The organism is Paenibacillus sp. 2TAB19 (assembly GCF_052115185.1).
Taxonomy (GTDB): Bacteria; Bacillota; Bacilli; order Paenibacillales; family Paenibacillaceae; genus Pristimantibacillus.
On sequence record NZ_JBFRGE010000019.1, the window covers coordinates 57,297 to 81,354 of the forward strand.

The following is a 24,058-nucleotide window of genomic DNA, read 5'->3' on the forward strand; positions in this document are numbered from 1 at the left end:
ATGTAAAGGAGATGGCTGGACATGCAATGCCTGGAACTAACGATTCCTCCGCTGCCGCAGCTATTACTGATTGGCCACGCCTTCTGGCCGCCCGGTCAACAGCACTTTGTCCGGTCATTCGATGTATACGACATGCTGTTCGTCATGAAAGGAACGTTGTATATAACGGAAGATGACATGCCCTACGAAATCAAGGAAGGCTCCATGCTTGTGCTCGAACCGAACCGGACGCATGTCGGGCATCGCCCATGCGAAGAGACAACCGAAATCATTTGGWTTCATTTTGTTCATCCAGAGCCTGTTCGAACGATCGACAGCGGGCACATCCCTTGGTCGCTCCCTTCTGCCAAAGGTACGAATCACGATGTCGAACCGCACCGGCAGGTCATGTATATTCCGAAGTTCACAAGCGTGCACGCCCCGGACATCCTCCCGTTCCTCCAGCGGATGCTGGAGCTGCATCATACGTTATCGCCCGCAAGCTCCTTGCCGCTGCAGACGCAGCTGGCCGGCTTGTTCGTAGCGTTGCAAACGGCCGTGCATAACAAGTATGTTCCACGCTCCAGATTGCTCTGCGATCAAACGATTGCCTACCTGCAGCAGCATCTGACCCGGCCTTTCGACGCGAAGCATATGGCGCAGAGTCTGCATTTTCATTTCGACTATCTCGCCCGATGCCTCAAGAAATATACGGGCATGAGCCCGCTTCAATACTTGCATGATCTGCAAATCAAGCAAGCCAAATCGCTGCTGGAGGGCACGGAGCTCTCCGTATCCGAGATCGGCCAACGCATCGGCATCGAGAACGCCAACTATTTCATTCGCTTGTTTCGCAAACAAACGGGAATGACGCCGGGACAATACCGGTCTGCCCGAATAGGCCGAGCTTAAGCAAGTAACTACTTGGCGGAATGTTGCAGCGCCGATCGGTAGTCCAGCGGCGTCATGTTTTTATGTTTTTTGAACAGTTTGCAAAAGTATGGGGCGCTTAGTCTCCCTACCTCGCGGGCGATCTGTCCCACCGATTTGTCCGAGTTCCCCAATAAAACGCACGCTTCGCGAATTCTTCTAACCGTGACGTAATCCGTAATGGATACGCCGGTGTATTGCTTGAACAGATGGGATACATAGTAGGAAGACAGGTGCAGCTCTCCGGCCAGCTGTTCCAAACGGAACGGCTCCCTGAAATGTTCCTCGATCCAATCCATAATGGCTTCGATATGACTGGTTTTCTTCACGGACCAGCCTTCCGGCGGCAGCTCCGCATGGGTGATGACCGACAACTGGAGATGACGCAACAAGGCAATCATGAACAAGATGCGCGCCTCTTCCAGATCATCCCCCGCTTCCCGAATAGCCCCTGCATGTCCCTCCATCAGTCCACACATTCGGCTTTCCGCAAATGCGAACTTCGGCGTGGGCAAAGCACCTTTGGCCAGCAAATGAAGAAAGGATTGAAGCTTCGGATAAGGAGTGAGGTAAGGCTCCAAGTACCGCGGATCAAAGGTAAGATTGCTTCGTACATACTTGGCATCTTTACGGCTCGGAATTTCCACCCGGTGCAGCTGGTAAGGCTGGAAGCAGAATAACACGCCGCCCTCCAATTCATAGCTGGCGCCCTCAACCTCCACTAGACCTTGGCCCTCATGAATAAATAACAACTCCAAACCTTGATGCGCATGGAATTTGAGAAAATGATCATCATTCCACTCATCCCGAAACGCAAAGTGGAAGCTGCTGTGACCTAGGTCCACGTGCTCGATGCGAGAAGCCAATTCTATCGCCCCCTACGTTACGAGAATCGCAATTCAGCTATATTTTAGCACAACCTAGAATCATTCGTCCGGTTATATAATGGAGGCAGCTTTTCACAAAAGAAATGGAGGTTGCCGCCATGTGGGCACAAGCGATCGAAGACGCGCTGACTGTCGTTTCCCAAAATATCGAACGGTTCGAAGACCAGTTTCCCCTTACGAGCTCCCAAGGAGACCGAATCTACCGATTGACTCCGAACAATGATTGGACCGAAGGTTTCTGGAGCGGACTTCTCTGGCTGTCTTATGAATACACTAACGATTCCCGTTATAGAAATGCCGCTATGAACACGGTAGCCAGCTTCCGCGAACGTCTCGAGAATCGGGTCAATCTGGATCATCATGACATCGGATTTCTATATTCCCTCTCTACCAAAGCCCATTGGATTGTGGAAAAGGACGAACAATCCCGCGCGATTACCTTGCGGGCTGCCGATGTACTGCTGGAGAGATGGCGCGAGGTGCCGGGCATTCTGCAAGCATGGGGACCTAAGGACGATCCGCAAAACGGCGGGCGAATCATCGTGGACTGCCTGATGAATTTGCCCCTGCTGCATTGGGCCTACGAGCAAACCGGCGACGAGCGATATCAGCAAGCTGCCGCCAAGCAAACAGCTATAAGCCGTCGTTTCCTCGTGCGCGGCGATGACTCCACCTACCATACGTTCTACTTCGATCTATCGACAGGAGATTCGATCCGCGGCGGCACTCATCAGGGCAGCCGGGACGGATCGACTTGGACAAGGGGGCAAGCCTGGGGTATCTATGGTTTTGCGCTTGCCTATCGCTATATGCGGCAACCGGATTTGCTGAATACGGCCAAGCGATTGGCACGTTATTTTGTCGATCGGCTTCCCGAGGACGGCGTCGTGTATTGGGATTTTGACGTACCTCAGGTGCCGGACACCAAGCGGGACAGCTCCGCTGCAGCCATCGCCGCAGCCGGCATGCTCGAAATAGCCGAGTTGCTACCAGAGGGAGACGCCGATCGGGATTGGCTGATAAGCGCGGCCGAACGAATGGTCGCGGCGCTTGCCGAGAGCTATTCCACGAAGGGAGAACAAGATGCCCAAGGACTTCTCAATCGAGGCTCTTACGCCGTCCGGCTTGATATTTCTCCGGATGATTATGTCATCTGGGGCGACTATTTTTACCTGGAAGCTTTAATGCGACTGGAGCGCGGAGTACCCGGCTATTGGTATGAGCGGCAACGAGGACAGAGTGGCGAATAATAACCGGAGGCGACTTATGCAGCGTTATCACTACCGGGCGCAATGCCGTAATGGCATCGATCCTGAATCGTATTTCCGCGATACACTGCCCGAGCTTAAGAGCCGAATGAAAGACCTAGGCGTTCGACAGCTTAGTTTGTTCCGTTGGGGTTCCCACCTGTTTCTATATTTCGAAAGCGCGGCGGAACACGTCGATCCCCTTCGTCTCTTCCTCGATTGCGAAGCGGAGCTGATGGACTGGCCTGGAACGGACATCGCCAGAAAATGGGTGCCGATGATGGACATCTTTCACTATCAGCAGCCTGTGAGCGAGAAGCTATGGCGTCGGCACGAGACTGCGTCTAAGCCTTTTGCCCGCATCGCCCGGCTGAAGCCTGAGCAGGTAGCCAGTTATATTTTCTACCATTACCAATACCAGGAGGAACGCCCCGGCGACGGGGACAAATATGGAATGATCGCCCTTCATGAGAATCTGATGTTTTTTTATTCCGAATTTCCGGCCACCGTCGAACCTCCTCCTTACGAAGGCAAGCTCTCCACCTCGGGCACGCCCTCGGACTGGGCAGCGGCGATGGAGCCGCATTTCATCATGTGGGACGAAGAGACGGATGGCTCTCTCATTTGGCTGGAAATCCCCTTGGTGATTCAAGCTTGACGAGAACTGAGTGACGGACTGCGAAGGAAGAGGAGCGTACAGTGATGAGAACATCGATATGCTTGAACGGCGAATGGGATTTCATGCCCTTGTATGAGAACCACTCTGGCTTTGATCTCCCAGCGGAGCTTGATTATGACGATCGAAAAATACAGGTGCCCTCCAGCTGGAGGGCTTCCTACGTTCGGGCTTCGGGAAAAAGCTTCGGGGAAATACCCGAGCACGGGTATTCCCCATATGATTTGCACGGTTATCCGAAGGAATGGACGCAGGCCGATGCAGGCGTTCTTCATCGGGAGTTCCGGCTGCCGGATACGATGACGGGTGGCACAAAACGTATCTTCTTGCGGTTTGACGGCATTATGCAAAAAGCAGCCGTTTACTTGGACCGCAAATTGATCGCGATATGGGAAGACGGCTATCTGCCGCTTCTGGCGGATGTGACGGAAAACGTGCAGGCGGGAACCACGCACCAGCTCCATGTCGTCTGCGGGAATTTCGACAAAGTGACGCTGCCTTCCGGACAAACCAAGCTTACCGGCCTCGTCGGTTCTTGGTTCGGCGCCATGGCTAGAGGAATTTGGCAAGATGTATATGTGGAGAGCAGACCTGCCGTTACGCTGTCGGATATCGCCATTTGCACGTCAGTCCGGGAAAAGCGGTTGGAAGTGGATRCTAGAGTTTCGGTTTGTGGTCAGCTTGCGTTATCACACGAACCTCCGCTCAAAGTACGGCTCAATGTCCGGGAAGCCGCTAAGCCAACTTCTGCTCCCGTACTCTGCGCCGAAACTAGCATCCCGAATGGCATCGATCTCGCCCAGCACGGCCTGGTCACCTTCCGGCTCGACTGGACGAACCCCAAGCTATGGAATCCGGATCAACCGTTCCTCTATCGGCTGGAGCTCGAGCTTCTGGACGGCGATAGGGTCGTAGATGCAGTGTCGGAGCGGTTCGGCTTCCGCGAAATTTGGACGGAAGGCCCCCGTTTCATTCTTAATGGTACGCCGATCAATCTGCGCGGCGATTCATGGCATTTTCAAGGTGCCCTGCAGCAAACGGAAGCTTATGTGCGTAATTGGTATCGCATGTGCAGAGAAGCCGGAGTCAATAGCGTAAGGCTTCACGCCGAGCCCCACCCTTCCTACTACCTGGATATTGCCGACGAAGAAGGGATGCTGATCGTCGACGAAACCGCTATATACGGCTCCAGCAAGTCGATGCAGGCCGATCATCCCGATTTTATCGCGGGCTGCAAGGACCATATCCGAAGATTGGTGGAACGGGATCGGAATCATCCCTCCGTTATCCTATGGAGCCTGCAGAACGAGATGCGCTGGGTAGACGGACGCGACGGCTTCAAGCAGCAAATCCCATCCATGATGGACATCATTCGCGAGCTCGATGGTACACGGCCTTTCATTCTTGAAGGCGACAACCGACTCCTTCCCAAAGAGCTTACCGAGGTAGAGAGCTTGCACTATAACATTGACGGCACGATCGCCCAATGGGAGCGGAAGTCGCCTCTCGTATTCGGCGAGCATGGCGGCTGGTGGTATGTATGTCCTCAGAACAGCAGTATGTACGTAGGGCATGCAGCGTATCGGAACACCGATGAATGCGTAATAGGACTAGCCGAGAAAGAACGGCTGTTCATCGAATATGCGAGGCGGCAAGGCGTATCCGGAATATCCACCTTCAACTTTGCCCATTACTTCATGCGCGCTATGCCTGAGATGGATATTCCGCTTCCGATCTCCAGCCTGGATACTCCGGGACCGAAGCCGACTGTCATCCCGCGGTATTCATTATCGCTGAACAATGGCATGCTTCCGGAACCATATCCGTTATATGTGAAAAACCCGTCGTTCGACATGCTGGCCGCTTCCTTCAAGCCCGCAACCATGATTGCTATTGAGTATAACCGCTCCTTCTTCGACGACAAGCCGATTGTCAGAAGCTTCGACGTATACAATGATACGCTTCAACCGCGCCGGACGCGTATTGCTTTCGAAGTACGGCAAGGCGGCAAGCTCATTCATGAGGAACTGCTCGAATTCGCGCAAGCACCTGCTGATCGCTCGACCGCAACCGTCTCATGGAAGCCGGAGCCTGTCGGAGAGGTTTCGGTTATGCAGCTACACGCCGTGATGCAGCACGATGACGTACCCGTTCATGAGCTTGATATAAGCTACAAGCTCTATCCTTCACGTCTTAAGACCGATCCCGTACAGGTAGGGAGACCGGTCGTATACTTGGGCGGCGAACAGGATTACAGCCTGATCAGCACGCTTCATCCGAAGTGCAAGCTTCTTGAACCTTCGAGCATCGGGGAGCTTTCGCCGGATCATCTGCTGATTGCGGGAAGCAAGCTGGAGGATGCAGACGGCCAGCTTGAGCAGGCGCTCAATCGTTTTGTCTCCGGAGGGGGTCGCGTTCTGATGCTGGAGCAGCTCCATCTGTCCCTCGGCAATCTGGCGATGTCTAGGCAAGACTTCATAAGAGCCCACTCCGGCAGCTATGATCATCCCATCCTTCAGGGGCTGTACAACGATGACCTGATGTTCTGGCACGAAGAGCTCCGCGAGGATGGCCCTCTTCCGATTGTTCATGCTGCGTTCGAGAAGCCCGTCCAAGGCAACTTCACGATGATACTGGAATGCAGCGCGGGCGATTTCGGCGACGGCGGCGATCTGTGGTCGCCTCTTATCGAATACCGGAGCCGCCATGGGCTTTTCATCGCCAATCAGCTGGAGCTTACGGCGGGCTTCCATGAAGTGCCTCAAGCCTGCCTCCTGCTGCGCAATCTGCTTGCGTACGCCGGGAACATCGCCACGAACGAGGTACGCACGGGAGCTATCGTAGAACCGGGCGGGCAAGCGGATGATTTCCTTCGCAAGCTTAACCTGACATTCGACGTGCTGCCGGAGCAGGCGCTAGCTTATCTTGAGGTATACGGCCTCCTACTCGCCGAGCCTCATTTGCTCGCGAAGCCGGAAAATGCACATGCGTTACGGAAATATGCGGCAAAAGGCGGCAACGTTATGATCCTTCCTGCGGAGGCCGGTCAGGAAACCGTTTTGAGCGCTTTGCTGGAGCGTCCTGTCACGCTTCGCAAACAGGAAACGTATCACTTGGAGGCCGACTACAGCTTGCCGGAAGTGCAAGGATTAAGCCCGGTCGACTTGTTCGGCTTCGACAAAGTATTTCTGTCACCCCGGGAAGTCGTGAACCGTCCGCTCGCTTCGTACAGCTTGGCGGCAGCCGGTACGATTGCGCTTTGCGCGAGCGTAGAAGGAACGGCGTGGAAGGATTATTTTGCAGGGCAGCATACGGATGAATACAGCAGATTGGCTCTCGTGGAGCTCAATCGCGACAAGGCGCAGCCTTCGGGAGATTATGTGCTGCTGACGGAATCGGGCGCAGGGCGCATTCTGTTATCCCAGCTCCTTCTAGAGCCGGAGAGCGATAAGTCCATCCGCCTGTATACGAGGCTGCTCGCCAATCTTGGCGCGGCGTTCGAAGAAGAGATTCTGACGCGTTCGAAAGGTGATGCGGCGTGGGCCGTTGAGAAGGTGATGGCGCTCCCCTGCCGGTCGTATATGGATTTCGAAGCAATGAGAGCTTATTATACCGATCCCGAATTTTCGCTTAACAATTTGGGAGAAGGATTATACGGCTGGATGCAGAAAAAGGAGCGCGGCCGCGATGACGGAGTCTTCCGCATCTATAATCCGGGCGGCGAGAAATGGTTTCTGAGCTGCTTCGTGCATGTGCTGGAATCGGAAAACCATCCTGCTGACGAAACGCGTATAGGCAAACTGCAAGTGAATGCGAACTGCCATTACGAGATTTATATAAACGGCAGCCTCGTCCCCGATCCCGAGGATCGTTTGGAGCTGCAAGCCGGCATTAACCGCCTTATTGCCATCGTGTCGGGCACGGAAGAAGATATCCGCTTCGGCCTCGTATTCCGAAATACGGACGGTACCTATATGAGAAATCTACAGTACCGCCTGACGATTGATGAAGTGGAGCCCAAATAAGAATGGCGGAATTCCATAATCATGTTAAGGGAAAGGAACACACGCGCTTATGAATAACTCGACTGCTTCGGACGCGCTGCTCCGGCTTGCCGACGAAAGTCTGTCGGCTCGCTGCCATGCCGTTCCCGTATGGACCATTCCCGGCTTTTATTTCGATGCGGCTGGACATCAGGTTGCCAAGCGCCTTATGGAAGCGGACGCTCAGGCAGCCTTTAYGACAGCGATGGCGTACAGGCTGACGGGCGTCAATGCCTACGCCGACAAAGCGATAGAGCTAATCTCCGGCTGGGCGGCTGTCAATCAGCAATTGGCGGGCGATGACGGCCCGCTCGTGTCCGCCTACTTGGGAACAGGACTTATACAAGCGGCACTGCTTATCAGCGAATATGAGGGCTTGCGTAAGGAGCAACGCGACCTCTTCGTCCGTTGGATGACCGAGGTTTGCTTGCCGGAGTGGGATCGCATCCCGCTCCGGAACAATTGGTGGAGCTGGAGCTTATACGCCCAGCTCTCTCTGTTCCGCTTCCTCGGCGACAAAGATCGCTTCGCCGAGCAAGTCGACCATTTCAAGGAGCACATCGATGCTTCGATTGCCTTATCGGGATTCATTCCGGAAGAAACAACAAGAGGAACGAAGGCCATCTGGTACCATTACTTCGCCCTCGCTCCACTTACGGCTGCGTGTAAGCAGATTCTGGACTTTACCGGCGAGGATTTGTTCCGCTGGGCGACGCCAAGCGGCAAAACCATCAAGAAAGCGCTCGACACCCTGCTCTATTACGCGGACGGCCGCGCCGAGGAATGGCCGTACGACAAGGAACAGAACGTTCCGGCACCGCTCGCTTCCGATACATGGCCGCTCGATTTGTTCGAGGCGATGTCCGCGGTGTACGAGGATTCCGAATACGATCGATTCGTCTCTCCCTATCGTCCGATCATCGGCAATCGGAATAGGAGCAGCGGCTATTTTCAATCCTACGCGTGGGTGTTCCCGGAGCTGCATTTGGTTTTGAGTGGAAAGCTTCCAACCTAAAAGCTTTCTGTAGAGTAAGCAAGTACCTTTGATTGGAGAACATACAGCCTAATACGCCCAATTCTCTCGTTTCCGCCAACGTCGCCTTATTAGCCTGCACGAAATCCAACCAAACTGCTTATTTGTCGTCATTTCGCCCATTAGCCTGTATGAAATCCAATCACCTCCATCTAGTTAAAAGACTCGCAGCTACTTCGCTGCGAGTCTTTTCTTTCAGTCCTCGGTCTATGTTGGATTCTCGCAGTAACTTTTGGGAGTTTGGGGCGCTCCAACCACGCTCCCATCAAACCAAGTTACTGCAGATATCCAATATAGATAGCCTCACTTGAATGAGATAAAGGAGGCGCCCCAAGCCATCGGCTATCAGGGCGCCTCCTTTACTTTATTCTWCCGATTCCATACCGGCCAAGATATAGTTAGCATCCCGCAGCAGATAAGCAGCCGCTTCCGCCTCGACATGCTTGCCGCTCTGGGCCTCGACATGATGGATGAACGCTTCCACTTGACCATGATTCAACTTCTGGATCAGACTGTTCGCGATGCCGTGATTGTCTATCCACGACATCTCCTTGAACTGGCCGACAAGCGCCTTCAATGTGTTTACGTCGGTATAGGTAGAGAAGGTTACCGTGCTTTCCCCCGTATTTCCCGCCTCGTCGCTAACGGATACCGTGAACGTGTGCGAGCCTAAAGCCAGCGTATACAGCGGAATCGCCGCTCCATACATGACAGGCTGACCATCAAGCAAAGCGGCAGCACTGCCGGAATCCACTCCGGACAACGCATCGACGGCATCCCAAGACAGAGTCATCGTTTCCGTTCCCGCATAAGCTCTCTCCTCCGGTCCCGAGACGTTGAGCTCGGGAGCGCTGGCATCCAGCTTAAAGCTCAACGTTTTGGCGGCTTCCCTATTCCCTTCGATGTCGACCGAGCGATAGTTCAAAGTATGATTGCCGTCCTGGCTGAAAATCAGCGGTTCCCCGTAAGGCTGCCACGTCACTCCGCCATCGGCGCTGTATTCCGTGACCGACACGCCGGAGCTTTCATCCGCCGCATGCAGCTCGACCGTCACGGGTCCCGCATGCCAGCCATCCAACCCTTCGGGCAGCTCCGGGGTAACAACGGCTGTCGTTACGGGCGCAATCCGATCGATCAACGTAAACGTGATATCGTCGAACCGCATCTCGTTGAACCCCCCTACATAGAAACCGACCGTTCCCGACGCATGGTGCTTGGGATCGGAACCGTTCAGCTTCAGCTCCCCGTTCACATACACGCGGATGCTCGCGCCATCGGCCACGACTCGAACGTTGTATTCCGTATTCGGCAGCAAGTCCTCCGCGGCAACGTTGTTCGTTTGAAGCACGGCCCACGTCGGATCGTACAGGATCCACTGCGAAGTGCCATCGGCCAGCTTGCGGTAACCGATCTTGCCAGAGGTGCCGGAGGCGTTGCGGTCATACACGTAGAACGTCCCCTGAGCCGGCGTTTCAGCAGGCATAGTCAGCTTGAAAGTCAGATCGTAATTCGTGAATAGCTTCGGATGAAGCGCCGAAGCGCCTTTCACGATTTTATACAGCTTGTTGCCGTCAACCGTCGCGATGCTTCGGTTCGGGTCGACCGGCCAGCCGTTCGCGCCCGAATCGAAATCCGTGAAATGAAGGATGTCCGAAACCGTAACCATGGCCGAAGCCGAAGCTGCCGGGTTGGCGACAGACGTAACGGTAACCGTCGTCTCCCCTTTCGCTAGAGCCGTAACCGTACCGTTCTCATCGACAGAGGCAATGTCCGGATCTGCGGATTGCCATACGACGGAACGGTCGGCGGCATCCGACGGATCGAATTGAACCTGCAGCTGCTGCTGTTCGTCCACCACCATATTGACGCTGCTCTTATCCAGCAGCAAGCCGGCTACATCCGTCGTCGGTACGCTGAATCTGATATCGTCGAACAGAAGATAGTCGAAGCCGCCCGCATAGAACCCGACCTTGCCCGAAGGGTTAAACGTCGGATCGACGGCTTTCAGTTTAAGCGCCCCGTCGGCATAGACGCTGATCTCGGCCCCTTTGACGATGATTTTCATATCKTATTCCGTATCCGGCAGCAGATCCTGAGAAGCAAGCGTATTCTGCTTGACGGTAGCCCAAGCCGAGTTGTAGAGCAGCCAAGAGGAAGTGCCGTCCGCATACTTCCGGTAACCGATTCGGCCTCCGCTGCCGGCCGGGTTCAAACGGTCGAACACGTAGAACGTAGCCAGTTCAGGGATGACCGGCGGCGTCTTCAGCTTGAAGGTCAACTCGTAATGGCTGAAGTCGTTCTCGTTCAGCGCGGTCGCTCCTTTGAGCAGCTTATACGCGTGGTTGCCGCCGTCCCCTTCGACGATGCTTCGGTTCGGGTCGCTCGGCCAGCTATTACGGCCGTTCTCGAAATTCGTAAAGTCCATAATGCCGTCTCCGACTTCGACGATGACCTGAACCTCGTMCCGCAGAAGCGGATTGTCAGCGGAAACCGCCGTAACGGTAGCTTCCCCTAGACTAACCCCCTTCAGCTTGCCGTCCGCATCGACCTTCACGACCGCCCCATCGCTGGAGGTAAACAGCAGCGTATCGTTGGTAGCGTTCCAAGGAAGCACCGCCGAGTACAGGGAATAGCTTTTCCCGATGCCGATCGTAATCGTATCGTCATACAGCTCGACGTCCGTGACGGGAATGACGTCCGGAGCCAGATAAGGCCCGGCCTTGCCTACAATTCCCATGTCGCTGAAAGGAACATCTTGAAAGCCCGGTATTTGCTGGAACACCGCCGCATCAGCCCTCAGATTCAAGTCGCCGCCCGCCAAGTCGACGAAGCCCGGATCCTGATTCGTGATCCAGTTGTTCGCGTATTGCACGAGATTGAACTTATCGTAGGCTCCGTTCGCGTTCGTCGTACTGCTTCTCGGCTTCGTCGGATTGTAGATGACGTTGCTCTGGAACGTATTCGTGTCCGGATAATAGCGGTTCTCCGTGAAGAAATTCGCCAGCTCCGGATATTTCGTCAAGTGAGGCATTCCTACGAAATCGTTGAATCGATCGAACAGCGCGTGCCACGGACCCATATAGTTTTTGGAAATTTGCTGTTCCGGTCCGTCTCCCAAGTACAGATCCGCATAATCATACGGAACTTTGGCGTCGATAAAGAGGTTGTTTCGCGTGCGGATATGAGCGCCGCCGTTGTTCAGAATGGCGGAATTGCCCATCCGGTAAAATATATTTTCTTCTATGGTAATGCCCATCGTGAAGTTATCCGGATACACACCCTGTACGCCGGCTTTGCCCTCCCCGATGTGATGGAAATAATTGCGCCGGATGACCGTTCCCCGTTCCTGCGGCGCTGCGCCCAAATTCATATAGATGGCGCCAAGGTCCGAGAACGTTTTGCACACGTCATAAATATTGTTGTATTCCACGAGATGGTCGTTGCCAAAGATGAGGATACCCGGGTGAGGCGCGTCGTGGATTTCATTGTGGGAGATGCGGTTACCCGCCCCGGTAAGGATGACGGCAGGGTTATACGCTTTATGATAGTAGGCAAAATCATGAATATGGCTGTTCTCCACCACGTTATTGCCCGGCGCAAGCGTCAGCCTGTCGCCGCCGTTCAGAATGACCCCCGTTCCGCCGACATGGTGGATGTGGGTGCTGATGATCGCATGGTTCACGCCTGAAGCTTTGGCAAAATCGTCATACAACCATCGGCTCTGTGTATTGATCCTTACGCCGCCTTCGGTGAAGTTGCGGATCTCGCAATGCACCAGCCGGACATGGCTGCCGCCCATGATGACCGCCGCCGAATCGCGGCCGTTCTCCAGGATCAGATCCTCGAAGGTCACATAAGACGTATTGACGGCATTGATCATCGGAGTCTTCAGCATGCTCACCGTAATCTCGGGAGCTTCCGCTTGAAAGGCTGCCGTCGGCAAGAAATACAGAATGCCTTGGCTTCGGTCGATATAATACTCCCCCGGCATGTCGATCTCTTCCAATAAGTTCTGGGCAAAATGGAAGTCGGGATACCAGTTTTTGAACAGGCCGCTCATCTCGCCGTAAGCCAACGTAATCGATTTATTCGCCGTGTCGATGGACGCGATCCGGTTGTACGACCATTCCCAGCTGTAGCCGAAAATCCCGTCCAGCCATATATCGTCCGCTTCGGTCCACAGCTCCGGCCGATCATACGTGTAGGTAAAGGTCCCTCCGCGTGTCTGAAGATCAGAATCCTTGCGGGTCGGGCCCGGATCGAGGATGTTGCCCATCTGGACCGTTCCGTTGTTGGGCCATCTTGCTAGCGTCATGCCTTGACCCTCGACGTACAGCTCCATCGGCGGGGTTTGGCTGACATCGTTGGCTTTGTAATAGCCGTGACGGCTCATAACGCCGAAGTCGGTAATGCCGTGCGCCGTCAGGTCAACTTGCACGACCCTCGACCTGGCATCGGTGCTGATGATTCGGTTAAGAACCGAAGCGTCCGTTACCGGGACGAACCAGCTTTTGTCCAACAATTGTCCGCCGTTCAGCGAAACGGACTCGCCGGGATAAGCGCGGTAGGTGATCGGTTTGTCCGCCGTCCCCGAGTCCTGCTCTTCCAGCAAAAAGCTTCCGACCCGGTTATAATTACCGCCCCTAAGATAGACCGTAACGCCGCCGTCGGGTAGCCCCGCCGGGCTTTGCTTCAGTCCGCGGATCGCATCTCTGGCTTTCTCCAGCGTAAGGAAAGGAGAGGCCATCGACCCGGTATTGGAATCGCTTCCATTTTGGGATACGTAAAATACGGCTCCGGGACTTGGGTACTCCTCGGCTTGCACGCCCGCAGCGGGGAAACTGCTCATCATCAGAGTCATAATCCATAATACGCTCATCCATTTCCATTTTCTCTTCATCCTTTATTCATGCCTCCTTAGAGATGGAATATCCGAAGAGGGAACCTTTCGGTTCCCGTATCTTAACCTTTCACCGATCCGATCATCGTCCCTTTCTCGAAGTATTTCAACAAGAACGGGTATATCACGAGCACGGGCAAGGAGCATACGATGACGGATGCCATCTTCAGACTCTCCGGCGCGGGCGGTACCAGGTTCGTTGCCGTCGTGAACGGGTCCAGCTTGTTCTCGATAAGAATTTGCCGTATGACTTGCTGCAGCACGTACTTCGACTGGTCGGTCACGTACAGCAGATTGTCCATGAAGGCGTTGATATGATGAACGAGCGACCAAAGTCCGATCGTCACCAGCGACGGGATCGATAGCGGCAGCACGATGCGGAACAAAATCTTCATATCTCTTGCCCCGTCGATGCGGGCCGCTTCGATCAAGGCGTCCGGAATCGAACGGAAGAACGAAAGCATTACCAGCACTTGGAAGGCGTTGGCCGCCGTTGGCAATACATAGACCCATAGCGAATTCAGCAGATGAAGCTCTTTGATTAACAAGTAATTCGGTACGATGCCCCCGTCGAAGATCATGGTGAACAGCAGGAGCAGCACCAAAGCGCGCTTCATCGGAAAATCGGGCCGCGACAGCGGATATGCGGCGCAGACGGTGACGAGCAGCGTCAGAGCAGTACCTACGCCCATCCGGAACAGCGTATTCGCATAGCCCGACCAGATGAACGGATAGTCCAGCAGCTCCCGGTAAGCCGTCCACTCGAAATCGCGGGGGAAGAAATGGAATCCGCTCCGAAGCGCCTCTCCGCGGCCGCTGAAGGAAACCGCGATCACATGAATGAACGGATATACGACGACAAGCGCAAGCATCGTTAATACGACGTAGATCATAGCAGGCGCAATGCGATCCTGCCATTTTTTGGCTTTCATGACTGACTTTCCTCCTGCTTCTACCATAACCCGCTCTCCMCTCGGCTCAGTTTCCTTACGGTCAGATTCGCGCCTAATATGAGCAGAAGACCGACCAGCGACTTGAATAAGCCAATCGCCGCCGTGTAGCTGTACTGGAACTGCTGCAGACCGACCCGATATACGTAAGTGTCGATAACATCGCCGGTTTCATAGGTAACCGGGTTAAGCATATTGATAATTTGTTCGAAGTTCGCGCTTAAGAAGCCGCCCAAGCTCAAGATGAACATGATCGCCACGGTCGGCATGATCGACGGTATATTAATCTTAATGATCCGCTGCCAGCGGTTCGCGCCGTCGATGATGGCCGATTCCTGCAGCTCCGGGTTGATACCCGACAATGCCGCGAAGTAGATGATCGAGCCCCAGCCGAGATCCTTCAGGATGGCGGACACGACGACGATTGACCGGAAGTACTCCTTCTTTCCCATGTAGAAGACCGGCTCTCCGCCGAACCATCCTACGATATCCCCTACGACGCCGGTCGTCGGCGATAGAAAATAGATGATCAGCCCTGACATAATGACCCAAGAAACGAAATGGGGCAAATACATCGTCGTCTGAATGAATCGTTGGAAATACCGGGATCGAACCTCGTTAAGCAACAGCGCCAATACGATCGGAGCCGGGAAAGCGAAGAGCAGCAGGTACAAATTGAGGAGCAGCGTGTTTTTGAGCAGCCGGTAGAAGTCGCTGTTTTGAAACAGCTCTTGAAAATGCTGAAGCCCCACCCACGCGCTTCCCCATACCCCGTCTACCACCCGGAAATCCTTGAATGCGATGATGACGCCATACAACGGACCGTATTTGAAAATGAAGAAAAACAGAAAGGAAAACAGAAACAGCGTAAAAAGCTCTCCATGCTTGCGTATGGTTTTCATGCTACACTTCCTTGAACCTTCGCCGCCTTATCCGCAAGAGCCGTAAGCCTTAACCAGCCCTTGCGGGTCGGCGGAATCGGTTATTTTTTGAATTGCGCCTGGTACATCTCGTTCGCTTCCTTCGTCAGCTCGTCGCCGCCTCTTGCCTTCCATTCCGTGACGAACTTATCGAATTCTTCGAGCGCAATTTCGCCGCTAATAATTTGGGCAAAATATTTTTGCATCAGCGAGGTCAGATCGCTCTTGTATTTTCCGTCAGACGGCAATGCCGAGAACAACAGCGCATCGGTATGCCCCGGTGCGGAAGAATACGTTCCGATCGCTTCGTTCAGCTTCGGATTGGAATACTTCTGACGGTACGCTTGCGTCGTAATGTTGCCGAGGGAGAACAGACGGATGCCTTCTTGGTCGCGCTGCTCCTGCTTTTCGAAGCTGGACAAGAACTTCGTAGCGCCGGAAATCGCTCCGCTCTCCACGAAATCCCAATGCGTCCCCTTCAATCCAAGGGTCGTCATATTGATCGTTTCTTCGTCGCTGCTTTGCGCGCGCAAGATTTCGAACAGCTTCGCGAGCTTCTCCGGCTGGTCCTTCACCTTGTTCCCGATGACGACAAAGTTGCTCTTCACTCCCCAATCCCATGAGCCGTCGCCGCCAGGGCCTACCGGATTCTTCGCGAATACGAGCTCCGATTCCGGATTCAAGGACTTCATCTCCGTCACGGTACCGGATTCCGGAAGCGCGCCTTTGGCAATCTGCTCCTCGATGACGCCGATCCGGTTATTGTAGAGCTTCTTGCGGTAGGAATCCTGCGTATCCGTAATGAATTCAGGGTCGATGACGCCGTCCGCATACCATTGACGCAGCTTAGCCAATGCTTCCTTCGTCTCCGGCATGACGGAGCCGTTGACGATTTCTCCGTTTTTCTCATGCCACATCGTCGGCTCCACGCCGAACGCCCCGAAGATCGAATAGAAGCCGGAGGACCAGGTGGACGTTGCCGTACCGGTCAAACCGTACGTATCTTTTTGGCCATTGTTGTCAGGGTCTTTCTGCGCGAATGCGTACACCGCCTGCTCGAACTCGTCGAGCGTCTCCGGTACTTTCGTGATGCCGACTTGATCCAGCCAATCCTTGCGCCAGAGCATCGCCAGGTCATAAGGCTTTAGATCGATGAACATCGGAATCGCCCATAGCTCGTTATTGAACGTAACGGTTTGGAACAGCTTGCTGTTTTTCTCGATATCGGTGTAATACTCCGGCATTTTCTCCTTTAACATGTTCGGATCGATGCTCATGAGAACGCCTTGATTCTGGTACGCCGCCACGTTGGCCGGATCGCCCAGCATGAAGATGTCGGGAATGTCGCCGGACGCGATGCTCGCATCGGTCACCTTCACGGGCTTAATCTTCACGTTGAACTTCTCTTCCAGCCACTTCTGAACCTGGGAGTTCTCTACGACTCCGGCAGCTTGAAAGTGGATGCCCCATGTAATTTCCACCGGCTCCGCCGCTGCTTCATCTGTGCTGCTTGGGTTCGGGCTGACATTTGGATTGTTCGTATGATTAGTAGTGTCGTTTGCGTTGGAGCTGCAGCCTGCCAATAAGCCGACCGCCACGATAGCTGCCATTAAGGCATTGCTTAATTTGTTCCGTCTAAATTGCAAAAGAATCTCCCCCTATGCATTCGGTATGATGACCGCATCCTCGCTCTTGCTCCCGGCCGGGTAATGGGAGCGGTTACAATATTTACGATAGCCTTCTCCGGCGGCGTTCACAATCCTTTCTTTCGCTCCTTTTTTATGTTTTTGGCGTTTTCGGCCGATTGAACCGAATTATGTTTTTCCGTTTTTCGTATGTTTTTCGGGCATCCGCTTCCCGCTCCGCGCAACTGTGATATAATTCCCCTATTGGCGCCACTAATTGATTTTCGAAAATGTAAGCGCAACCAACCGAGATCACAGGAGAGTGAATGCGATGCCGGGAAACCGTTCGATCAAGCATAATACGATGTTCGTCAAGCTGCTTCTTACCTTGACCGCCATTGCCGTCATTACCGTCGCGCTCATTGCCACGGTCACCTATTCGATCTCGGCGGACAACAGCATCCAGAACGCCATCGCGTACAATGAATCCATCCTGACGCAGCAGCAGGAGCTCATTCACAAGGAGCTGACCGCTATCAAATATAATGCGACCGGCATGATCGCGACCCAGTCGTACCTGTACCAGACGAAAGGGAGCAAATTAAGCGTCAGCTCCCTGATTGATTTGACCGGCTTCGTGGAAGAGCAGAAAAAAATAAGCCCTTACATCGACTCCATCTATTTATATTACGCTCCGCTGGAGCTTGTCCTGACGTCCCGTCCCGAAATCAAGACGTCCCCCATCTCCACCTTCGCGGACCGTTCTTGGCTGGATATATGGAGCAAGCAATCGGAAAGCCGAACGACGTGGATCACGGGTCGGCCGAACGGCTTCGCGCCGGATCATCCCGCCGCCACCTTGCTTCAGAAAATGCCCTTGATCGGCCAAGTGAACGGCGCCATCGTCATTAATTTGAAGCTGGATTTGCTGTTCGACGACTACTTAAGCCACTATCATAACAAAAAAGGCACGACCCTCGTCTTGGGGCCGGACTCCGAGCTGCTTTATTCCGATGCGGAGCCCGCTGCCGGCGAATCTCTGCATCGGCGGATTGACCTTGGCAGACTAAGCGCCGAAAGCGGCTCCTACATCGACGATTCCGACCGGATCGTCTCCTATACGACCTCGGAGCTGACCGGCTGGAGGTTCGTCGACATTACGGAGCGTTCCGTTCTCCTGCAAGGGATGGACCGGATCAAAACCATTGTCGCCACCGTTGCGGCGGTTTACTTGATTGCCGCTATCGCGATTTCCTTCTATTTATCCAGAAGATTGTACCGGCCGCTTCAAAGCGTCATCTCTTATATCGGCGCTTCCGAAGACAGCCGGCGCGACGAGACCGGCTCGCCTGTTCCGGCGGGCGACGAAGCGGGCTTCATCCGTCACCGCTTCGACCAGATGATTCGCAATTGGGAGACGCTGATGAAGGAGAAGCGGCAGGTCGATTCCCTGCTTACCGATAACCGTACGGCCATTAAAGAGAAATACCTGAACGATCTTATTCAAGGCGGAAACGACGATGAACGCAGTCCCGAAGGCGCAGCCAACCAGGCGGCGGAATTGCTGGGACTGCGCCTTGATTGGGACCGGTATGCCATGCTGACGCTCGAGCTTGAGGAGCCTTACCCGGTGAAGGGCAGCGAAGGCATCTTCCATTTTCATCTTTTGCGATACGGGCTTATGGATGAGCTTGGCGCGGATATCGACGGAGAGGTGTTCGCCAAGGACGACAAGCGGACGGTCATTCTTCTCTCCGTTCCCATAGAGGCAGACGACTATCCGCTGGAGCAGGCCAAGAAGCTGAAGCAGCATGTGCTTTCCCGGTATGGCATATCCGTTACGATCGCCGTCAGCCGGATCTACACGGGGGAACAGTCGGTCCGCTCGGCTTATGAAGATACGATTGAAGCGCTGAATTTGAAAATGTACATCGGCAAAGGCGAAATACTTCCGTACGCTATTATTGAAGATTGGAAGGCGGAGGAAAAGGCTTATTATTATCCGTATGAGCTGGAGACGAAGCTGCAGCAAGCGCTGCTGCAGACGGATAAGGAGGAATGCTTCAAGACGATCCGCCAAATCACGCAGACCGCGATCGACAAGAAGCTGGGCAAGGCGAACATCCAGCAGTTGTTCTTCCAGCTGAGCGGAGAAATCGTGAAAACGCTCGTTCAGACAAGGGGCGATATGTCCGCCGTATTCGGCGACCGGACGGCTTACACGGAAGTGCTGGCACGCGCCGAAACGCTGTACGATATGGAGCATTGCCTCGTGGAAATGTRCGACCGGATTATCGACTATCATCGGGAGAAACGCTCCAAGATGACCGACGTGACCTTGCAGCTGGCGACCGATTATATGGATGCGAACTTCAACAAAAACATTTCCGTGGATACGGTAGCCGAACATGTGCAGCGCAGCTCCTCCTACTTGAGCCGCATCTTCAAGGAGGCTACGGGAATGACCGTAGGCGATTATTTGATCCAGCTTCGCATCAAGCGGGCGATGGAGCTGCTCCAGCAGCTGGGACTTTCCATCGAGGAAATATGCAAGGAAATCGGGTACGCGAACGTAAGCTACTTCAATAAAATATTCAAAACCCGCACAGGTCTCACCCCGGGGCAGTACCGGCAGCAGCAAGCCGCCGACAAGCTTCATAGCCAAGTAGGCGAGCACTCTTGAACAACGAGGAAAGCCCCAAGCTCCTGTTTCTGGCAGGATCTCGGGGCTTTCCTCATCTGTATCGCTAATGTCATCGTTTCCCGGGATTACAGTTACTCCTGTACAATAGGATTTGACAGCATTTCACCAATCAGCCTTCCCAGCTCAGCAGGCTCGTTCGCATGATTATACATGCCGAGGAAAACGCTTGTTGCCTTGGGATGAGCGGCGATGATACGATTGACTGCATTTTGCTCATGCGTATACGGAACATTGCGAGTCATTTCGCAAGCTAATCCGAACATTGGCTGAAACTTGCTCGTCAGCTCTCTTTCATAATGCGACGCCATCTTCTCCCATTCGAAGTTCTCCAGCCCGTGCCTGACAAGAACCTCCTTCAGCATTCGGGCGCTATACATGGCATCATGCATCCCCTGCCCGACCGCGGGATCCTTGAACGTAAGGGCATCGCCTATCAAAGCCCACCCTTTGCCCATTGCTTCATGCCAATCATTGTCATAACCGAGCAACCCCCGAATCGGCCCCGCAGATTCGGCTTCCCCCAGTCTCTGGGCAAAGGACGTTTCTCCGAAACCGGTCTGAATGGCTTCTTGGAAGCCCGTCTCCGCATTTTCCTTCATACGGCTGAGCAAGTCCGTGTTCGTAAACGGAAACATCAATCCGACAACATGAAGCTGATCACTGGTCGGGAACACGATCGCGATATATTCCCCTAGCTTATAAAATTCCGAACAAGGACCATCATCTTGACGAAATCCTTTGAAGTAACCGACATAAGAAGCAAAGTCGGTAGGCGTTGACGTCAAGCATTTGCTCCCAGCCAATGCGCGTATCGTTGATCGTCTGCCGTCCGCGCCTACCACAAGCTTGGCCCTGTATTGCACGGCATCTCCACTGGGATGCACGCCCTCGATACCATTCACAATCTCACCATCGCGCAGCAGCCCAGTCACCCGAAACTGTTGCAGAGCATGGACGCGATCCAGCGAACAAGCATGCTCGAATAATATATGGTCCAAATGGGTCCGACGAATGCATAGGCATTCTAATTCTCCATTCACCTCGGGAAAAGTCCCTTCAATGACGGCATCCTCTAGCTGTACATAGGCCCGCTTATAAGTCGGAGTCCCTGTGGCGAGCAGCTTATCCAATACCCCCATCTCTCTTAATATCGCGAGTGAATTATTGAATACATTATGGGTGGATAACACGTCACTTGGAAAATGTCCTTTATCGACGAGCAGCACATCATAACCGGCACGCCCCAGTTCATACGCTAGCGTCGCTCCCGCAATTCGAGCGCCGACAATAATGATATCGTAATCCGTTCTCACCGTTATTTCTCCTCCTCGCTTTCGCTATGCCCCCATCATACCTCCGTATAGGTATGGTCAGCGTCTATCGAAAGATATAGAAGAAGGTTATAACTTGCCGAGCAGCCCGCTATTCTCCGCAAYACGGATAGCTTGTACCCGACCCTGTGCCTGAAGCTTGCTGTACACCCGGTGAAGATGAAGCTTCACGGTACCTTCCGTCAGAACAAGCTCCGCTGCAATGGCTTTATTCGATAACCCCTGCGCCATGAGGAGCAATACCTCCCTCTCTCTCGCAGTTAAGGCATCTATGGACACTTTGGTGACGGCCTGCATATCCCCCTGTCCTGCAGTTCCCGAATGACGACCGAGCATTTGGATAAAAGCCCGTTCTTTGTCGGACCACACGGAGGAAAGTGAAGAAATCGTCTCATATTTGCCCAGACGCTGCATAATAGCAGGTCCCGCGTCCAGAAACGGCCGGATGCAATCATACTGGCAACCAACCCGAACCGCTGAAAACAGCAGACGTCCGCTCTCAACCGAATGGTTCCGGTTCGCGTGCAGCTCGCTAAGCTGGAGAAGCGCCTGGAGCTCGCTTAATGGATTGTCTCGTTTTGCTGCGAAAGTCCTTGCATCAAGCGCTATATCAAAGGCTTCCTCCCAATCTCCTAATCCTATTAAGATCTGAATATAAATGAAATCTTCATCGTTAGGGAACAAGTCACTGCTAGAAACAGACCCTCTTGCCGACCTCCGTTTGCGCTCATCCGCCCAATCGCGTGCAAATTGCGTGTTCCCTAATTGAAGCTCAAGCAGTGCCGTCTTTGCTGCAAGCATGTTATACCAGGTCGAAGTTTGCTGATGTTGAATGCGCAAATGCTCCATCGCATCGATTATGAGGTCAAGCGATGCTTGAATACGCCGTTCCGCGATTAGAATATTCGATAATAGGAGTACAGACGGAACGTAAGAACCGATTATACCGAATTTTTTGCCCAACCGAAGTCCTTCTTCTGCATAACTTCGCGCGAGCGGCAGCTCGTTGTTCAAATAACAAATCTCGGCCATTGCCGTCTGCTGGTAGGATGTAAAGGTACTTTCATGCATACCGTTCTTCTCGATAAATTCACCGTAGGCGCGATGATAGCTCTCGGCATTATTAATCCGGCCTCTAAATCCAAATTTACCTCGAATAAAAGGTACCGTTCCTTCATTAAGTTCAAGTCCCAGACTAAGCAGCAGCGGGGTCTCGGGATCAGGCAAGTCTTCTCTCTCCCCGTACTCTTGAATGAGCGCAAGAGCCCGATCGAAGTTGCCGCTCATGACCRAATGAAAGTTCTCAATAATACGGACCTCTTCCCGCATGCGGACGAATCCCAAGGTGTGCGGATCTGCTTTCATACTCTCTAATGCCGTATTAAGCTTGCGGAGCAGGACCTCGGCCAATGCCGTCCTTCCATCCATCAGATCAATCCAGAGCAAAAGCAGCAGATTGCCCGGCTCATTCACGGTATCCGCAGACAACCGCTCCAGCCAGCGGCGAAGCATGGCCGTCTCTCTTCCCTTCAACCAGACATGGGCATGCTGCTGTATCCATGTGGACGCCCTGCTCTCCTCATTAGCAGATAGCGCATGCTCAATGGCTTCCTCCAGGAAGCCGTGTCGTTCATACCATGCAGCCGCTCGGCTGTGCAACAACGCGATCGCTGCCTGGTCTTCGTCCTGAAGCTTGACGCGCAGGAAATCCGCGAACAGATGATGATACCGATACCACTCTCGTTCATCATCAAGGGGAATCAGAAACAATCCCCGGCGCACGAGCTGCTGCATTTTGTCTCTCRTATCGGATTCATTCATAACCGCACTGCACAAAGAAGGGCATAATCGATCAAGTATCGAGGTCTGGAACAAGAATCGCTTCGTCTCTTCAGTCATATGACTGAATACTTCTTCCATCAAATAATCGGCCACATGCCGATTGCGACCGGTCAGCGGCTTGATCACGCCGCCTAATGATCCACTAGAATAGGACAGTGCCGAAAGCTGCAGCATCGCCGCCCACCCTTCCGTATTACGAACGAGATGGCCATGGGTCATGCGATCCGGAGGGGCTCCAGTCTGTTTGTTCCAATAAGAATCTATCTCTGCATCAGTGAAACGCAGATCCGATAGACTAAGCTCATTCAGTCTTCCATTGACCCGCAAAGCGCCTAGCGGAATTGGGATTTCATGCCGGCTGATTAACATCAGGTGCACCGATGAGGGCAACTTGATCAGCCAATCGTACATTGACTCGTGTATGTATTCGGTTGTAATCACATGATAATCATCGAGGACGAGCATCAAAGGCTCGTCTTGTTGCGATAATTCTATTAACGTATTCAGCAGTTGTGCCGATAGCCTCTCAGGGGATTCGAACCCTCCGAGGTCCCCAGATAGATTAATATGGAGCGTCTGCTCCACTGCGGCACGCAAATAACGCCAAAATCGCAGCGGATCATTGTCCTTGGCATCAAGAGACACCCAGCCGTTGCTCAGACCCGCTTGCCGAATCCAGCTGCTTACAAGCGTCGACTTGCCGAACCCGGGCGGTGCGACAACCGTTGTAAGACGAGCACCCCGTGAACGTTCAAGCTGTTGATTCAATCTGTCGCGCGCTATATGTGAAGGGGAACTATCGGGCAAATAGAGCTTCGTCTTCAGCAGCCCTTCCGCCTGATGCGTCTCGAACGCCGCTTTATCAAATTCCGTCATATCCATTCACCTTTTCGCATTTTCCATATTACGAAGTATTCACGAATAAGCGGTCATATTCCTCCCTATTCACCCGGTGCTTTGAACATAAATGATTTCTTGCGGTTTAAATGTC

The 24,058-nt window shown here is 53.5% G+C and carries 13 protein-coding genes; 6 read left to right on the plus strand and 7 right to left on the minus strand.

What is annotated here, in order from left to right; translation table 11 throughout:
- The first annotated feature begins 21 nt into the window (after positions 1-21).
- Positions 22-891, plus strand: coding sequence for a helix-turn-helix domain-containing protein (locus tag AB4Z33_RS11045; RefSeq protein ID WP_442049982.1), 870 nt, complete (start codon positions 22-24; stop codon positions 889-891).
- An 8-nt stretch (positions 892-899) separates the two neighbouring features.
- On the opposite strand, the gene AB4Z33_RS11050 is transcribed toward AB4Z33_RS11045, so the two are convergent.
- Entirely contained in the window at positions 900-1,775 is an 876-nt protein-coding gene (locus AB4Z33_RS11050) for an AraC family transcriptional regulator (RefSeq protein ID WP_442049983.1), read from the minus strand.
- Positions 1,776-1,894: 119 nt separating this feature from the next.
- Here AB4Z33_RS11050 and AB4Z33_RS11055 point away from each other — a divergent pair, with 119 nt between their 5' ends.
- Genes AB4Z33_RS11055 through AB4Z33_RS11070 form a run of 4 tightly spaced genes read left to right on the plus strand, consistent with a single transcriptional unit; the run spans position 1,895 to position 8,777 of the window.
- The gene (locus tag AB4Z33_RS11055) at positions 1,895-3,046 is read left to right on the plus strand and encodes a glycoside hydrolase family 88 protein (RefSeq protein ID WP_442049984.1); all 1,152 of its coding nucleotides are present in this window, start codon (positions 1,895-1,897) and stop codon (positions 3,044-3,046) included.
- Positions 3,015-3,701 (plus strand): hypothetical protein, encoded by a 687-nt coding sequence (locus AB4Z33_RS11060; RefSeq protein ID WP_442049985.1) that lies wholly within the window; start codon positions 3,015-3,017, stop codon positions 3,699-3,701. Before AB4Z33_RS11055 ends, AB4Z33_RS11060 begins: the two co-directional genes overlap by 32 nt.
- A gap of 44 nt (positions 3,702-3,745) precedes the next feature.
- Positions 3,746-7,744 (plus strand): glycoside hydrolase family 2 protein, encoded by a 3,999-nt coding sequence (locus tag AB4Z33_RS11065; RefSeq protein ID WP_442049986.1) that lies wholly within the window; start codon positions 3,746-3,748, stop codon positions 7,742-7,744.
- Between the two features lie 49 nt (positions 7,745-7,793).
- A complete protein-coding gene (locus tag AB4Z33_RS11070) occupies positions 7,794-8,777 on the plus strand; it encodes an alginate lyase family protein (protein ID WP_442049987.1) in 984 nt (327 codons plus the stop codon).
- A gap of 382 nt (positions 8,778-9,159) precedes the next feature.
- Here AB4Z33_RS11070 and AB4Z33_RS11075 read toward each other — a convergent pair whose 3' ends face one another.
- The 4 genes from AB4Z33_RS11075 to AB4Z33_RS11090 all read right to left on the minus strand — a co-directional run bounded on the left by AB4Z33_RS11075 (position 9,160) and on the right by AB4Z33_RS11090 (position 17,211).
- The gene (locus AB4Z33_RS11075) at positions 9,160-13,695 is read right to left on the minus strand and encodes an Ig-like domain-containing protein (protein ID WP_442049988.1); all 4,536 of its coding nucleotides are present in this window, start codon (positions 13,693-13,695) and stop codon (positions 9,160-9,162) included.
- 62 nt (positions 13,696-13,757) lie between these two features.
- On the minus strand, positions 13,758-14,627 hold the full coding sequence (locus AB4Z33_RS11080) for a carbohydrate ABC transporter permease (RefSeq protein WP_442049989.1): 870 nt from the start codon (positions 14,625-14,627) through the stop codon (positions 13,758-13,760).
- 20 nt (positions 14,628-14,647) lie between these two features.
- A complete protein-coding gene (locus AB4Z33_RS11085; RefSeq protein ID WP_442049990.1) occupies positions 14,648-15,547 on the minus strand; it encodes an ABC transporter permease in 900 nt (299 codons plus the stop codon).
- 80 nt (positions 15,548-15,627) lie between these two features.
- On the minus strand, positions 15,628-17,211 hold the full coding sequence (locus AB4Z33_RS11090) for an extracellular solute-binding protein (RefSeq protein WP_442049991.1): 1,584 nt from the start codon (positions 17,209-17,211) through the stop codon (positions 15,628-15,630).
- 310 nt (positions 17,212-17,521) lie between these two features.
- Here AB4Z33_RS11090 and AB4Z33_RS11095 point away from each other — a divergent pair, with 310 nt between their 5' ends.
- Complete coding sequence (locus AB4Z33_RS11095; RefSeq protein ID WP_442049992.1) at positions 17,522-19,873, plus strand: helix-turn-helix domain-containing protein; 2,352 nt, start codon at positions 17,522-17,524, stop codon at positions 19,871-19,873.
- A gap of 92 nt (positions 19,874-19,965) precedes the next feature.
- On the opposite strand, the gene AB4Z33_RS11100 is transcribed toward AB4Z33_RS11095, so the two are convergent.
- Both AB4Z33_RS11100 and AB4Z33_RS11105 read right to left on the minus strand, forming a co-directional pair.
- Complete coding sequence (locus AB4Z33_RS11100) at positions 19,966-21,207, minus strand: NAD(P)/FAD-dependent oxidoreductase (RefSeq protein ID WP_442049993.1); 1,242 nt, start codon at positions 21,205-21,207, stop codon at positions 19,966-19,968.
- Positions 21,208-21,294: 87 nt separating this feature from the next.
- Positions 21,295-23,943, minus strand: coding sequence for a LuxR C-terminal-related transcriptional regulator (locus AB4Z33_RS11105; RefSeq protein WP_442049994.1), 2,649 nt, complete (start codon positions 23,941-23,943; stop codon positions 21,295-21,297).
- Positions 23,944-24,058 lie beyond the last annotated feature (115 nt).

Excerpts from the sequence above, each read along its gene's own strand:
- AB4Z33_RS11055 (WP_442049984.1), top strand. The coding sequence starts at position 1,895 with ATGTGGGCACAAGCGATCGAAGACGCGCTGACTGTCGTTTCCCAAAAT.
- AB4Z33_RS11060 (WP_442049985.1), top strand. The coding sequence starts at position 3,015 with ATGAGCGGCAACGAGGACAGAGTGGCGAATAATAACCGGAGGCGACTT.
- AB4Z33_RS11080 (WP_442049989.1), bottom strand. The coding sequence starts at position 14,627 with ATGAAAGCCAAAAAATGGCAGGATCGCATTGCGCCTGCTATGATCTAC.